This window comes from Catenuloplanes japonicus, assembly GCF_000717135.1.
GTDB classification, from domain to species: domain Bacteria; phylum Actinomycetota; class Actinomycetes; order Mycobacteriales; family Micromonosporaceae; genus Catenuloplanes; species Catenuloplanes japonicus.
On the sequence record NZ_JNXY01000063.1, the window covers coordinates 1 to 16,279 of the forward strand.

The window sequence follows — 16,279 nt, forward strand, 5'->3', positions numbered from 1 at the left end:
CTGCGTCTTCTCGTTGCAGCGCAACACCTTCGGCGTGTCGCGTGTGGACTCCGACCGCCGGTCACTCAGAGTCGGCGACTCGTTGCGCGGAATGGCTCAGTGAGCAGCAAACCGATGAGCTGTATCAGTTCTCCGGCTTACTCAAGCAACTCCTATGACCTTATGGCACTGACGGCATTAGGCAGTGTTGATGGATCGTTTCCTTGGTGATGATCCATCGTTGTCTGTGTGTGTTTGGTAATCTGACCCATTGGGAATGGGAACGGCTTACGCTGTCCTGCGCGAGGAAGCTACCCGGTGCCGACTAGTAACCGCTAGTCGGCACCGGAGCTCAATGTTGCAGACATCCCACTAAGCAGGCTGCCGCCCTCGCTGAGCGCCACCTGGAGAGTAGACGCAGCCTGAATTGTCAGGCAGGGAGCGACGTTTTGCCTGTGGGTCTCGTGCTCGTCATGCTGGTGTGCTGGTCGTCGTCTTTACGGGGTTGATGACGGTATTCCAGGTTTGGACGTGGGCGATCTGACCGTTGTAGTAGTAGTCGTGCGAGGTGGAATTTGTCCTCACGGTGCCTATCTGCAAGTTGCCGGTCGCCGTCCAGGGGGAGCTGTGTGTGGCGGTGCCGACCAGCTGATCGTCTATGTAGAGGGACATGCGTCCGGTGGAGCGCTGATATGTGGCGGTGATGTGCTGCCAGACTCCGATTTTGGCGGTGCCTGCCGGGGACTTGATCGTGGTCCAGGGAGTACCGAGGAACGGGGTGTCTGTCACCGGCATGGCGAAGTGCCAGGCGGTGTCTTCGCTGGCGGGGTTGATTTTGAATCCGACGCCGTTCACGCCGTCCTGGGACAGCACGGTGCCGTCGTATGCCGTCGGCCGTGCCCAGAATGATACGGAGAAGTCGGCGGCGGTGTTGACTGCCTGTGGGGCCGAGACTGCGCCGTTGCTGCCGTTGAATTCGACGTTCGGGTCGAATAGTTCGCCGGTGTTCCATGTCGTGCCGGCGGTTCCAGTGCCATGGAGTGATCCCGCGCTGTCTCGCGCCTGGTTGGTGCCGACCGCGGTGCCATCGGTGTCGGCATCGTTGAGTAGCCAGCTGTGCGCAGTCGTGATCAGTGCCTGCGTGGTTTGCGATGTGACCACACCGCTGCCGGTAGCTCCAACCGTGGTCAGCCATGGTGTGACCAGGCCGGTTGGGCCGAGGACCCACAGGTCCGGAACCTGGTCACCATTGAAGTCGGAGGCCTGCAGGATGGCGGGAACCGCCTTGAGAAAGGTGGTGCCGTTGCCGTCGGCCAAAACGTACGGCGTGTAGCTGAGCGTGCCGGAGTTGAGGTCCATGGTCAGGTTCGACCACAGGTGCAGTGCTCCGGTGTAGCGGTTCCATAGGAACATGCTGGTCTTGCCGTTGGCAGCCTGCGTGGTGGTAATCGTCCAACGGTTCCAGCCCATGCTGCCGTCCGGGGCCGGTGTGCTGAGCATGGTGGGGAACGCCCAGTTCAGCAGGCCGCCTTGGCTCGGGTAGTAGTTCAGGTAGTAGCCGTTGAGCGGGTCGCCGTTGATACCGATCAGGTCGGGGTATTCGGTCGCGCGTCCGGAGGCGGTACCGGCGTTGGCCAGCATAAGGGGGTTGTCGGCGTTGCCGTCCGCGTCGTAGTTGAAGTCGGAGAACCAGCCGCCTGCGATGGTGTGCTCGACCCCGGATTGGTCGGCGGCGATGGGGGAGCCGTCACCGCTGCCGTTCAGCACCATCCCGCCGCCCAAGCCGGGCGCGTTGCCGGGATAGTAGACCAGCAGGTCCTGGAGGCCGGAGCCGGTGAACCGGCCGGTGATCACCTGTGCGCCGTCGAAGTTTGACGGTGAGCGGTCGCCTTTGACGCCGTTGCCGGAGGTGCCGATGTTCGTGCCGAGCGGGTTGATCGCCGCGGTGCTGGTGCCGGGTGCGAGCCACAGCCCAGGCGGCAGGGAGTTCTTACTGCCGGCGGTGAGAAGGTCGGTCCTGCCGTCACCGTTCAGATCGCCGGCCGACGCGAGCGCGGCGGGTTGCGCGGTGAAAATCTCGGCGGCGGTCGCGCCGAAGTTGCCGCCGACCGAGACACTGGTGACGTTCAGGGTGTTCGTGAATCGGGTCGGCGTGACCGCGATCGAGGCCTCGCCCGTGGCGCTGGCGGTCACCGTGCTGATCGGTCCGCCATTGAGCTGGTACTGATACGACGCCGGGACGGTCTGTGTGCTGCCTGTATCGGGTTTCTGAAACGTGACCGCGAACGTGGCCGGTTTACCGATGGAGATCTGCTGCGGTGACGTGATGGAAGGTGTGCCGGGTCGAGTCGGGTCCCATACGAATGAGCACGTGGTCGATGTGGGGCTGTTGGTGCGGAAGTCGGTGATGGTGACGTTCCAGGAGAACTTCGTCGGACTGCCGGCCGCAGCGGACTTGAACCATGCCTGGCCGACCGTGAATGGCACGCTGCTCGACCCGGACGGTGAGGTGAGAGCGTTCGGGTCGGAAGTCACGTTGACCGAGGTGTTGTCGCTCTTCCACACCTTGTAGGTCACACCGACGTTGCTGCCGTTCGGGTCAGATACCGACGCGAACAGCTTGACCGCGGTGTCGCCGATCGTCGAGCCTGTGCAGGCCGTCGTCGGTGAGGTCTTGAGCCCAGAGGGCTGGTTGGGCGCGTGGTTGTAGCGGATGGTGATCTTAGGGGAGGCCTGGTCCCAGCGCTTCCAGCCGTTCGCGCTGCCTTCATTAGCCGCTTTCAGCAGGAACGTCCGTGACTTGTTACCCGAGTTGACATCGCTGACGATGGTGCCCTTGACGTCGAACGGCACCCCGCGCGCAGCGCAGGACGAGTTCCAGCCGTACGCGACATTGGCTGAGGCGACCTTGCTGCCGGTCGACGGCAGCCAGGCATTCCAGGTGGCGTTCGTGGAGAGCAGGTCGGCGCCGGGGGCGTGCAGGTCGACCTGGCTCGGCGTGCAGTTGTACGACCAGGTCTCGGTGACGTTCAGTGTGGCGTCGATGATCTCGGCACCGGAGAGCTTCGCGGTGTCGATGGTGAAGTTCATGAGTGCCCGGCGAGTGTCACCCGTGTCCCCGTCGTAGCCGGACTGCATGTCGTTCTTGTTGGTGCTCGGCGAGTCCTTCCACCAGTTCGTGCTGGCGTAGGTCTTGCTGATGGTGGCGAATCCAGTGACAGCGGCGCCGGCCGCCGGAGCGGTGAAGGTCGGGTCTACATAAACCGGCCAGGTGACGTCCGGTCCGGTGAGCAGCGACTGCGCCGGGGTCAGTTCGATAGTGGATCCGGAGACGACTGTCTTGACCGGTTCGACCTGCGCGCCTGCGCCGGGCTCGACAGGGTCGGAGTCCTGCGGCGCTGCACGACGCTGGTCTGGCGTGGAGCTTCTTGTCGAGTCCCACATGATCGGGGCTGCCGCTGTCACCGCGACGCGACCGATAGCGTCGGTGCCCACGATCGATCCGTCCGCGGCGGTGGAGAGCGTGATGCCACGGGTCTCGGTCGTCAGAGCGATTTTCTCCAGCCGTGGATCGGCGGCGGCTTTCGCGTCTTCGATGACCAACACCTCGGAGAAACCGCCAAGGCGGTCCGCGGTCACGACTAGATTCACGCCGGGCAGGATGTCCGCGTACGTGGCGGTTGGCCCGTCGAGCGTCGGCGCGCGAAGCTCGAACGGCATGGTCAACGCGAATGTGCGGTCGCCGGAACCCATCGTGGCGAGCGGACCGGCACCTCCACCGGAGAGGCGTAGGTCGGCTGCGGAGACTCTCGGAGCGATACCACCGTCCGCAGCGATGGCTAAGGTGGCGTCCAGGTCCTTCCACGCCCCGTCGATCAGACGGCGTGTGGGCGTCGAGGTCTGTTCGAGCGTCAGGGTGCCGTCCGCGTGCGCTGTGAGTGTCTCGGTCGGCGTGGTGGCCGCGGTAACGCTGACATCGGTGCGAGAGGCGCGAGCTTGCGTGAGCGCTTCGGAGGTGCTGAGGTCGTTGGCCTGGGTCTTGGCAGGCGACGCGAGTGGTGGCGTGGCCTCGGCGGGCGAGCTGAGAACGGCCGTGCCGCTCGTGGCCAGCAGGATGGTCAGTCCTGCCGGCAGCCAATGCCGCCCGCGTGATCGCGGCGATTGCATCGTGCTCCATACCTCTCGACGGGTGCCGGGTCGGTGACCGGCGCGGCGAATCGAAGCACATGGCCGCGTGACGCGGGGACCCGCTGACACCCCAAGATCGACTTTGTAACGCGCTTGTTATCTAGATCGACACCCCATGATCGATTGCAACATATCTGTGATCTTGAAGGTCCTGTGTAGATCACCGCATATGTGATCGGCTTCCGGCCGAGCATTTTCGCGTCTCGGTGACCAAGACGCGACACGGCGCACCGACGACGCCTCACGAGGGGTAAAGACATGGCATTCGGCCTTCTGGCCATCCTTCGGCGGCCCTTGATGCAGAAAACGCTGCTCATCGCCGCTACCACGGCGGCAGCCGTGTCCATGAGCGGCACGGCAGTCGCCGCCCCAGACAAGCCACATCCGGCACCGGAGGTCGCACAGGTTTCCGCGGTGAAGGGTGTGAAGGAGGTCGTCCCGCAGTTCGCCAAGCCCGCCAAGGGCCCGGACAACTTTCAGGCCTCGCCGGTCACATGGCCGATGCCTGCCAACAGTACGGTCAGCCTGACCGCTCCGGCTGACGGCGACGCCCGCGGAGCCCGGACCGCGATGCCGAAGTCTCCGGTCTGGGCGCAGACGGTCGCACCGCATGAGAAGCGCGCGTACTCCGGGCCCGGAAAGCTCAACGTGTCGGTCCTGGGCCGCTCCGCCGCCACGAAGGCGGGCGTGGATGGAGTGTTGCTGACCGTCTCCGGAGACCGCGCCGGCCAAGCACAGGTCGGCCTCGACTACACCGGCTTCGCACAAGCCTACGGCGGCAACTACGCGCTGCGGCTCAGGCTGTGGCAGTACCCGGCGTGTGTATTGACTACTCCAGAGCAGGCTGGCTGCCATGTCGGCACGCCGCTGGAGACTGACAACGACACAACCGCGAAAACGCTCTCCGCCGTCGTTGACGTACCCGCCATCGCCGCACAGAACGCCGGCACGGCCGCGGTCCTGGCCGCAGCTGCCGACACCGGCGGCGAAGCCGGCGGTGCCGGCGGCACGTTCAGCGCCACCACGCTCAAACCGTCCGGGTCCTGGTCCGGCGGCAGCAGTACCGGCAACTTCACCTACTCGTACCCACTCTCGATCGCGTCCGCGCCGTCTGAGATGATCCCGGACCTGGGTCTGGCTTACGACTCCTCGACCACGGATGGGCAGACGGCTGCCACGCAGTCACAAGCATCGTGGGCTGGCGAGGGCTGGACCACTCCCTCGTCGTTTGTGGAACAGACGTTCCAGAGCTGTGCGGAGAGCCCGGGCGGTAAGCCGGCGCCCACGAAGATTTACGACTCCTGCTACGACGGGCCGATCTTCACGCTGTCACTGAATGGCAGCTCGACGCCGTTGGTGTGGGACTCCGCCAAGAAGGTGTTCAAGACCGAAAAGGCAAACGGCTCGACCGTCACGCACTACTGCACCAAGACCACGGACCCGACCTGCACCAGTACCGACAAGGGCAACGGCACGAGCGCGTACGCCCAGGACTGGTGGCAGGTGAAAGAGCGAGACGGGACCGCGTACTCGTTCGGTATGAACAAGCTGCCGGGCTGGGCTGACGGGAAAGCGGTCACGAACTCGGTCGCCACGATCCCGGTCTACTCTCCGCAGCCAGGTAACCCGTGTTACAACTCGTCCGGGTTCTCCTCGTCTGTGTGCACGATGGCCTACCGGTGGGGACTCGACTATGCAGTCGACACGCACGGTAACGCGGTGGCGTACCACTACAAGCAGGACACCAACTACTACGGCAAGTACAAAGCCGACAGCATGGTCGAGTATGTACGTGACCAGTACCTTAACCGGATCGACTACGGGTTCAAGGACGGCGGCGCGTATGGCACGGTGCCGGCCCGGATCGTGTTCAATACCGGCGAGCGGTGCGTCTCCGGCACGTGCACACTGAACGCGACCAACGCGACCAACTTCCCGGATGTGCCGTTCGACTTGGTGTGTGCGAAGAACGCGACCTGTAAATCGCAGTCGCCGTCGTTTTTCTCTACCGTGCGGCTGACCGGCGTCGTTGCCCAGCAGTACCAGCTCTCGTCGTCGTTGTATGTGCCGGTCGATTCGTACGCGTTGACCCAGACCATGCCGCCGACTGGCGACGGCACCGCGGCCACCCTTTGGCTCTCCCAGATCGTGCACACCGGCTCCGCGCTAGCTGGCGGCGCAACCGATGCCGCGACCGCACCACCGATCACATTCACGCCGATCCAACTGCAGAACCGCGTCGACACGTTCAGCGATGGACTGCCTGCGTTCTACAAATACAGGCTTCAGACGATCACCACGGAGACCGGCTCGCAGATCAACGTCACCTACGACCTGGTCGACCCGTGCACCGCACCGGTCAAATTGACCGCGTCGTCGAACACCGCTTCGTGTTATCCGGTCTCCTGGACGCCGGAGGGCTACACCGCACCGATCACGGACTGGTTCAACAAATTCGTGGTCAGCAAGGTTATGCAGACCGACCCGACTGGTGGGGCGTCCGCACAGACCACCGTCTACAAGTATCTCGGTGGCGCCGCCTGGCGCTACGACGAGAACGAGCTAGTCAAGGCGAAGTACCGTACGTACGGGCAGTTCCGCGGATACCGCGAAGTGGTCACCTACCTCGGCGACGGCGTCAATGACCGGCAGGCGAAGACGTCAACCGTCTACCACCGCGGCATGTCGAAGAATAACAACAGCATCGCTGTCAACCTGACCGACTCACTCGGCGGCGTACACGAGGATGTCGACCAGTTGGCAGGCATGGCGATGGAGAAGACCGAGTACCTCGGCGACACGGTCGACAACTCCATGATCACCTCGTACTGGGTCTCCGCGGACGCCGCAAGCCGTAGCCGCACCGGCCTTACCCCGCTCACCTCGAACTGGGTGGCGCCGGTGGAGACATTCACCCGGCAGGCGGTCGGCGCTGGCTGGCGATACACCCAATCAGACACCGCCTACGTTTCGTCCCCGTCGGATGCGCTGTTCGGCCTGCCGACAACGACCTACACACACACGTCGCCGGTCGACAAGGCATACGACACGTGCGAGACCACGAAATACGCGGCAACCGGCACGCTCGTCGGCCTGGCCGCCGAGGTGGAGAAGGTATCGGTGGCGTGCGACGGCTTCACAGCCGGCGCGAAGCCGTCCGCGCCCGGCAGCGTCAACACGCTGACCGCACCCGCGAGCGTTTCTCGTCCCGCCCAGGTGATCTCCGCGACCCGGACGTTCTATGACGACCAGAAGTGGGACACCACGTTCCCTCAGACCACGGCACCCACCAAGGGTGACGTGACCATGATCCGGGAGGCGTTCGACCATACCGGCGGTGCCTACATCTGGCAGACCACGGAACGGGCCGCATTCGACGCGACCGGGCGGCAGACTGAGGCGTACGACGGCAACGGCAACCTCACCAAGACCGCCTACACCGTTAACAGCGTCGGCCTGGTCATTGCCAAGGACATCATCAACCCACTGAGCCAGAGCGCAAAGTCGACACTGGAACCGCAACGCGGCAACACGCTCACCGCCACCGACGGCAACGGCGTGGTCACCACGCAGAAGTACGACGCGATGGGCCGGCTCACCGCGGTCTGGCTCGCGAGCCGCGCGACCACTTCGCCGGCGAACAAACTGTTCGAGTACGACGTGACGAACACCGGCGTCACGGCTACCACCACGAAAGTGCTCAACGATTCTGGCGGCTACCAGACCTCGACACTGATCTACGACGGACTATTACGCACGCGGCAGACGCAAGAGATGACACCGCAGGGCGGCCGCACGGTTTCCGACACGTTCTACGACAGCCGCGGTTGGGTGACGTCCACGTACACGCGATGGTGGGACTCGAAAACCACGCCAAACACCACACTGGTCTCCGCAGCCGACCTGCACGCACAAGTGCCCAAGGCGACCGCGACCACGTACAACAGCCTCGGCGACGCGGTCGTCGTGCAGAACCTTCGTAACGGCGAGCAGGTCTCGACGGCGATCACGGTCGCGCAGGGGGACCGCGCCTGGACGATCCCTCCGGACGGCGGAACGGTGAGGGCAACGATGACCGACCCGGTGGGCCGCACCACGCAGGCGATCAGCTACCTCACCCGGCCCGTCGTGACCGAACCGGCCGACCCGTTCACGCAGCGATTCACCGTCGCGGGCGGCACCACGTCCGTGCTCACGTACGGCTTCGACGGCCACGGCAACCAGAACATGGTGCGCCAAGGGACGTCCGGACCGGCCTGGACGGAGACGTACGACCTACGCGGACGCGTGGTGTCCAAGATTGATCCAGATGCGGGTCCGACCACCGGCATGGTCTACGACGGCGCGGACAACTTGCTGCAGTCCACGGACGCACGCGGTAAGACGGTCTCGTACACGTACGACGTGATGAACCGGAAGACCGGCAAGTACGCGGCGGCGGTCGCGGACCAGAAGCCGGGCGGGACCGGCAACCAGATGTCCGGGTGGGTCTATGACAACTCCAACGGCGTTGCCGGCGTCTCGCGGGCGGTCGGCCAGCTCACCACCGAGACGTCCTACATCGACGGGGCGCCCTGGACGAAGCAGCAACTGAACTTCAACGTGTTCGGCGACTCGCTCGGCATCAGCGTGACCGTGCCGCAGACGGCGGGCGCGCTCGCCGGGACGTACACGGTCCGGCAGACCTACTCGGCCACTACCGGCCTCGCGCTGCGAGACATCTACAGCGCGCAAGGCGGGTTGCCGGCCGAGACGGTCAACCACACGTATCAGGGCGTGCTCGATCTGCCGGACACGCTCAACGGACTTACCGGGTACGACCAGGGGACGATCTACGACGCCTACGGCCAGGTGCTGCAGCAGAAGCTCGGCACGGGGACCAGTCTTGCCTACGTCACTAACACCTATGACGACAACAGCGGCCGCCTGGAATCGAGCCTGGTGACCCGAAGCAGCGGCGACACCGTTGATGTGGATAAGCAGGACTACCGCTACGACCTGGCCGGAAACATCACCACACAGGTCAGCACCCGGTACGGTGCGGCGGCATCGTCGGAGACGCAGTGCTTCGCCTACGACGGTCTCAACCAGTTGACCGGCGCGTGGACCGCAACCGACGACTGCAAGGCCACACCCACCACCGACGACTCGCACATGATCGGCAGCGGGCTCGGTGCCACGTCCGCCTACTGGACCACCTGGGCGATCGACCTGCTCGGCAACCGCACGGCCCAGGTACAGCATGCCTACGCCGGTGGTCCGGCCGCGGCCGTCACCAACACCTATGGGTACGACACTTCGCAACCGCACGCGCTCACGTCCACCAGTGCCGGTGGCACGTACGGATACGACGCGTCGGGCAATATGACCGGTCGTAACGCCGGTCAGGGCGCGCAGAAGCTTGACTACAACGCGGCTAACCAGCTCATCCGGGTCAGCGGCTCGACGGCCGGCGACTCCACGTTCGGATACGACGCCGACGGCGACGTCATGGTAACCAAGAATCCGGCCAAGACCGTGCTTTATCTGGGCAGCCAGCAGTTCGAGCTGAACGCAGTGACCGGCGCGGTCACTGGCACGCGGTACTACGAACTGCCTGGCGGAGGCCAGGTCGTGCGTACTGGAAGCACCGCGACGGACTTCGTCTACGCGCTCGCCGACCATCACGAGACGCCCACGCTCTATCTCGACAACACGGCGCAGAAGCCCACGTGGCGGCAGTACACGCCGTATGGCGAGGAACGCGGCACGCCGGTCTCCGCGCCGAACAACCGGGGCTTCCTCAACAAGCCAAAGGACAGTACGACTGGACTAATGCTGGTGGGCGTCCGGCAGTACGACGCGGCTATCGGACGATTTACCACCGCAGACCCGGTACTGCAGAGGGACGACCCCGTGCAGATCGGCGGGTACGCGTACGCCGGCAACAACCCCGTCGTCAACGCGGATCCGTCCGGCGAGCGAATCGACGAGGGAAACGGCTCGAGCGGCGGCTATACCACTCGCCAGTGGAACCCGTTTTCGTTGTTTATGGGCTCGCTATGGCTGGGTCGCAACTATCTCAAAGAGGCGCAGAATCGGATTACTGACTTCGCCCGTCGCGGAGGTATCCATCCGACTACGAAACAACCCCAATCTTACGGTGGTGGCAAAACCGTATCCGGGGTCTTTAATCGGCACAGCGGTACATGGGGCTGGGGAGTTAGTGGAGGCGGCCTGTGTGCAGAGGGGCAATGCCGTCCTGGATATCGGACCGCGCCGGGCGAGTTGTGGCTTCGTGCGCTATCTACCAAGGCGAGGAGCACCGCCGGTGTGATGGGCATCGACGATTTCGGCAAGACTCTCTACGACAAGCCGGTTTGTGTCAAAAACTGCCAGAAGGGCATCAGTAAGGCGGGCGGCCAGTACGCTCCCGGCACCGCGCTGGATTTGGTCGGTGAGGGGTACGACACCACGTCGATTTATACACGGGCCGGAACATCTACCGTGGAGAACGCTCTGGAGGGGACTAAGCCCGGCGCGGTGATTTCCAAGATGAATGGTCTCGTAGAGGGCCTGGGTCGCAATAAAGGTGCCATGGGTCGTGTGTTTCGCGCGGCCGGGCCTGTCGGCGCTGTCGCTGGCGTCGCACTCGACGTGTACGACGTTGCCACCGCACCGCCGGCCAAACGCGTGCACGTGGCGGCGGAAGCGGTGGGCGGAATCGCAGGTGCCGCCGCGTTTGGCGCAGTCGGTGCGTTTGTCGCCGGCCCGGTCGGTGCGGTCGCGTTGGGTGCGGTTGGCAACTTTGTTGGACGCAAGGCCGGTGGCTTCATCGCCGACTTGTTCTGATACATAACGTCTAGTAGCGCTGGGTTGCGGGCTCGCGAGCCCGCAACCCAGCCGTATCCTGGAAAGGACCGGGCCGGTGGAACCACGTTGGACTCAACCGTTGGCGGGTATCGACGAGGTGCCCTGGACGGAACTGCTCGGCGATGACGCCGCGCCGTTCCTCGATGCGCTGGGCGGTCTGGCTGCCCACGGTGGTAACGCGGACATGGTTGCCGATCTACTCGACGACGAGGACTACAGCTATCCGTGCGGGATCGAGGATGAGGGATTTGGCTACCGGGATACGGCTGTCCGTGTACTGGGGTTTCTTGCTCGTATCGCAGCGCAGCCCGGCGACATTGCACGCGAGGACACGATCGAGCTGATCGACCGGATCGCGCACGGTGAGGTGCAGCGGGCCGGACGGTCCGACGCTGAGATGGATTCGCGGGTGGACGCGCTGCGTGCGGCGCTGGTCGAGGCGCGTCCAGCGCTCGTCGAGGCAGCCCGGCACCCGTCGAAGCTCGCGCCGATGCTGGAGCGGCTACTGGCAGGCATCGACGCGGGGGTTGTCCCCGGGGGCGCGGACGAACCCCGCTGGCGTGGCGTCGCCCGGCCGTTCCTGCGCACCGCATCGCTGCGGTTGGCCGCATACGGCGATCTACTGGCCGTGAACGAGGAAACCCGGGTGGTCTTCCACTCGGCGGCCGATGGCACTGTCGTATCGACGCTGGCCTTCCCGAATCCGGCACGTTACGAGACCGTTGCAGTCTCGCCGACGACCGGAGAAATGCGGCTCCCAGCTCGCTGGTCCGAGGCGTTCGTCGATGACCACGGGCCAGGGGTGCTCGTCGCGGAGCGGCGCGGTTCCCGCGTCTGGCTGTGGCGCCCGGACGGCGGCGACTGGCGACGGATCCGGCTGACCCGGCCAGGGAGCCTACGGCCGTCTGCGTGGCGGGTGCGCGCGATGACCGCAGGCGATGGCGAGTGCGTCATCGGATACGGTGACGGCATGATCGCCCGGTTCGACAGCCGAACCGGGTTGCCATCCGGGTTGCCATCCGGGCCGCCGCTGGCTGTGGGTAGGGCCGTCGACCGCCTGGATCTGCGAGTCGGTGGAGGCCGGATCGCGGCGGTCTTGTGGCTTGAACTGATCTTGGATGTCACGGCCGGGCGCCGAGTCGAGCAGCAGGTGTGGGAGCCGCCGGTGTTCTATAACGCAGGGGGACACGCCCGGATCGCGGCGATCACCGGCGTGAATGGCCGGAGGGAGATTCGCCGGTATGACATAGCAACCGGCGACGAGGTGGGCGCGCCGATTGTGGCGGAACGGCCCACGGCACTGTGCGTCTATCGGTGGCAAGGCCGTGACCGTCTGGCCGTCGCCGCATATCGGCAGGTGCTGCGCTTCGACGCGGAGACCGGTGAGCCGCTCGGACCGCCGCTGCACGGCCATCGCGCTCAGCTCCGTGATATCGCGGCGGGTGTCGTGGACGGCAGGCCGGTGCTCTTCTCGCTGGATATTCCTGCCCCGACCGAGCGAGCCGCGACCGTGCGCCGTTGGGACGCAGAGACCGGAGAACCGTTTCCGGCGGAGTGATGCGGTTCCTTGGCCCACTTTCGTATAGCGCTGCGTTACCTCAAGGCATCGGACAAGCCGAAGACGGCCCTGTCTGCTTCTGTTGCCGACCTGGGCGCGTCGAATTACGAGTTCAAGCTTGCCTCGCCGTACGACGGCGATATTTCGGGAGTCGTGCATGGGCCGAGTGGATCGCTGGAGGTGCAGCAGTGGGTCAAGTACAGCGCTACCGATGTGACCGACGTGCGGTATCGCACGGTCGGTGACGCGCAGTGGCTGCGGTTGGACTTCTCGCAGACCGAGGGTTTGCCGCCTGACCTGCGGGGTGTGCTTACCGGGCAGAAGTGGCTGCCGGCCAAGGCGCTCGCGAACGGCGGCGCGTTCGGGCCGCTGCGGCTGATTCGGCCGGAGAAGAACCTGACCGGAGCGGAAGGGCTGGTAGCCGGTGTGGTCACGGTGGCACGCAAGGGCACGGCGTCGTTCGAGGGGACGGTCGACCTGACCGGTGTCACCCCGGGAACGCTTGATTTTAGTCTGGAGAAGGACCATGTCTCAGCGCTCGGGGATCGGGCGGCCTCGCTGCCGTTCCGCGCGACGACCGACAACCAGGGTCGGTTGCGGCAGTTCGGATTCGAGTACCCCGCGGCCGGGGACCACCCGGCTGGCAGCGTTTCGTTCACCTTTGATCAGTATGACGCGGCGCGCCCTGCTGAGGCGCCGACGGGCGGTGATCTCGGGTCGGATGCCGACGCGATGGCGGCAGCAGCAGCGCTGCGCGTAGTTCAGCAGCAGCAGCGTCTCAGCCCTCAACGATGGACAGTTCGGCGGCGCCAGGATCTTCGTAATCTCCGTGCCGCCGAACGGTGACCTGATCGGCGACGTAGTTCGAGACCGTGTCGCCCGCGCTGGCGGCCGCGTCAGACGGGGATGTTTGTCCTCATCTTTGCCGACAGCCAGGACGAACGCCCTCCGCCGAGGGCGTCGTCCTCGCGATGCCCTCGGTAACCTCCTGCGCCAGCGGAGATGACCGAGGGCATCGCGGGAATCATCGACCGTCGCCCACCAGCTCGATCCACGTCGACCATGCTCCGAACACCGGCGTGTGTGCGTAGGGCTCAACTCGATCTCGGACACGTTAACCCCCACCAAAGTCATTCACGTTTCGGCGGATGGCTTTGGTGGGGGTTAAATGCTGTCCCGAGCAGGTCAGAAATGATCGGTACGGTGCGGCGGCCGTCGGTGTCTATCGGCCTGTCTGGATCGGCCGGGTGGTCCGGCAGGTTGTCGGTGCCGTCGAGGACGATGCCGTCTGGCGAGCAGATGAGAGTGATGCCGTGCTCTCGTAGCCGGGTGACGAGTACCGCTGGTTCAATGTCAGCGGGACCGCCGGTGAGATGCGCGTACTGGGCGGCGGCTGCGGCAAGTGCGTAGTCCTCGCGGATGTAAAGATTCTTCGGCCTGCCGGGTGTGGCGTTGCTGGCGCTGTTGTGACCGTGCCTGCAGCGGTAGCTGGCCCGTCCGTGAACCCAGTGTCCGTCGGCCCGGCGGCTGCAGATTCCGCAGATGATCAGTCCGGTGAGCTGGTAGCGGTTGCTGTTGCCGTCATCGGGCTGGGGGAGGGCGGTGATCTGCTGGACGGCGAGGAAGTCCGCCTCGCTGACCAGTGGCGGGTGTGCGATCTCGGTGGAGATCTCCCAGTCCTCCCGCGGGTTCGCGCAATGAGTCGGCTTCTGCCCGGCCGCTCGGGTGCGCTTGTTTCCGGGTGTGGTCTCGTGGTGGTCGATCCGCTGGCGGTTCCAGACTTGTCGGCCGGTGTAGCGGGGGTTGGACAGGATCGCCGCGACGGTTCGCAGGCACCATGCCGTGCCAGTACGGTGCGGGTTCCGGCCGGGGTCGTGTTGCGACGGCGAGGCGATGCCGTCGGCGTTGAGGGTCCGGGCGATCGCGGCGGTGCTCCATCCGTCGAGGCGGCGGGCGAAGATCCAGCGGACGTGGTCGGCGGTGTCCGGGTCCGCGTCGAGCTGGTGCAGGCGACGCCCCCAGCGTGCGTGTGCGGTGTTTGGATGCGGGCCGGCGTCAACGAGCCGGTAGCCGTATGGTGGGCGCCCGCCGAGATGCCGTCCTTGGTTTCGGGCTTGGGCGCGCATCGCCGTGGTGGTCCGGTACCGGGCGCGCAGGACCTCCCGTTCCGACTGATGGCCGAGCAGCATCAGCAGGGCCTCGTGCGCCGGGTTTGCGGGATCGACGGGCCCACCGACTTCCGGCAGCCACACCTGCACTCCGCGGGCGGTCAGGACGGGCAGGAGGTGCTGGAGTTGGTTACCGCAGAACGCTCGCTCGTACTCACCGATGACGATCGCGTCGAACGGCCGGTCCGGGCGAGCGAGCGCGGCCAGCAAAGCCGCAGCCTGTGGACGTTGCGGCCACGGCACGCTGCGGGGCACCCCGGCGTCGAAGAACGAGGCGACGATGCGCCCGTGCCCGGCGGTCAGGCGGCTCGCGGCATCGTGCTGCCATTGCTGGGACGATGTGACGTCCTGGTAGTCGGCGGTCGACATGCGGCCGTAGAACGCGAACCGCACGCCGTCGGCAATCCTGCGGGTGGCATGGCCGCGGACGCGGGTGCTGCGCGGTATGGCGGCGAGCGATTCGGAGAAGGACGTGTCGTTGGTGGTGGAGGCGGGTGGAGGAAGGGCTGACATGACCGGCTCACCTTCGAATCGGGTGGCATCTGCTGGTTGTCCGGCTGGTGCCCGATCCGGTGGTCGTTGAAGTGCCAGGTCACCCATCCGGGAAGTAACTCCCTCGAAAGAGCGTTGTGCCGTAGCCATCTACCCACCGCGATGAGCGTGCTGTCACCGTCGGCCGCGCCTGTCCGGGTCGCCGTCATCTCCACCCAGGTCGCGCCCAATGGCCGTTCTCGTTCACTACCTGCGGGCCCTCGGTCCGTACAGATGTCGTGCGGGACGGCGCCGTCGCTCAGCGGGGAAACAGTCCCGGGGCGTCGGCGATGATCCTGCGTTTGCGCCAGCTGCGGCGCAGCGCTGGCAGACTCAGCGCCACCCACCACAGCACCGTGACACCGGCGGCCACGGGCTGCGACGGAGCGGCGGTAGTGCTGTGGACCATTGCGGTGGTGGCGGTGCCGAAGATCAGCCAGCCGATGCGGGCGGCGACAGCTCGGAAGATCACAGCAAGTAGGAACTGGGAGATGCCGGCGAAACACCAGGTCCACCACAGAGTCTCGGCGGTCACCGGCAGCCGTCTCAGGCTGCGCCGCCGGCTGTCGGCCAACGGCCACGCCAGGGTGACGGTGTCGGTCGGCGTCTGCCATCGGGTGGCAACGGCTGTCTCCGGGCGTTGTTGTCGTCGAGCAGCGCCGCGATGAGCAGCGCTAGGGTGACGGGTCCGGATCCGGGATACCCCCAGCTCAATCCGTAATATGAGTTGAATTCGGGATCGAGGTCGTCGTAGTCGTCGAGGCGTTCCAGGGCGAACTCCGCCTCACGGTGCGTTATCAGGTTCACTCGCTGAGCCAGGTTGATCAGCGCGGTCGCGCGCGGATCGTCACGGGGGTATGTCGCGGCGAGCTGCAGTAGCGGTAACGTTTGCGGTCACGAGATCTACGTTGCGTGGGTGGCCGGTGATCCTCGGTAACTGATTGTCAAGATCGACAGTGTTTTGTCCGTTCTGTGAATACGCTTTGTAATTGCTGTTTACTTC

6 protein-coding genes are annotated in these 16,279 nt (G+C 65.3%); 3 read left to right on the forward strand and 3 right to left on the reverse strand.

What is annotated here, in order from left to right; genetic code table 11:
- Positions 1 to 450 precede the first annotated feature (450 nt).
- Positions 451 to 4,146, reverse strand: a complete 3,696-nt coding sequence (locus tag OP04_RS47680; protein ID WP_085067371.1) for a LamG-like jellyroll fold domain-containing protein — start codon at positions 4,144 to 4,146, stop codon at positions 451 to 453.
- Between the two features lie 279 nt (positions 4,147 to 4,425).
- Between OP04_RS47680 and OP04_RS47685 the strand changes: the two genes are divergently transcribed.
- The 3 genes from OP04_RS47685 (at position 4,426) to OP04_RS47695 (ending at position 13,423) form a co-directional block, all read left to right on the forward strand.
- Positions 4,426 to 10,998 (forward strand): RHS repeat domain-containing protein, encoded by a 6,573-nt coding sequence (locus OP04_RS47685; protein WP_085067372.1) that lies wholly within the window; start codon positions 4,426 to 4,428, stop codon positions 10,996 to 10,998.
- A gap of 100 nt (positions 10,999 to 11,098) precedes the next feature.
- Complete coding sequence (locus OP04_RS47690; protein WP_033346726.1) at positions 11,099 to 12,577, forward strand: hypothetical protein; 1,479 nt, start codon at positions 11,099 to 11,101, stop codon at positions 12,575 to 12,577.
- A gap of 9 nt (positions 12,578 to 12,586) precedes the next feature.
- The gene (locus OP04_RS47695) at positions 12,587 to 13,423 is read left to right on the forward strand and encodes a hypothetical protein (RefSeq protein WP_157241367.1); all 837 of its coding nucleotides are present in this window, start codon (positions 12,587 to 12,589) and stop codon (positions 13,421 to 13,423) included.
- Between the two features lie 284 nt (positions 13,424 to 13,707).
- Here OP04_RS47695 and OP04_RS47700 read toward each other — a convergent pair whose 3' ends face one another.
- Together OP04_RS47700 and OP04_RS47705 are read right to left on the reverse strand one after the other, a co-directional pair.
- Entirely contained in the window at positions 13,708 to 15,258 is a 1,551-nt protein-coding gene (locus OP04_RS47700; RefSeq protein WP_085067373.1) for a recombinase family protein, read from the reverse strand.
- Positions 15,259 to 15,535: 277 nt separating this feature from the next.
- Positions 15,536 to 15,811 carry a hypothetical protein gene (locus OP04_RS47705; protein ID WP_051800192.1) on the reverse strand — a complete coding sequence of 92 codons (276 nt, stop codon included), beginning with the start codon at positions 15,809 to 15,811 and terminating at the stop codon, positions 15,536 to 15,538.
- Between the last annotated feature and the right edge of the window lie 468 nt (positions 15,812 to 16,279).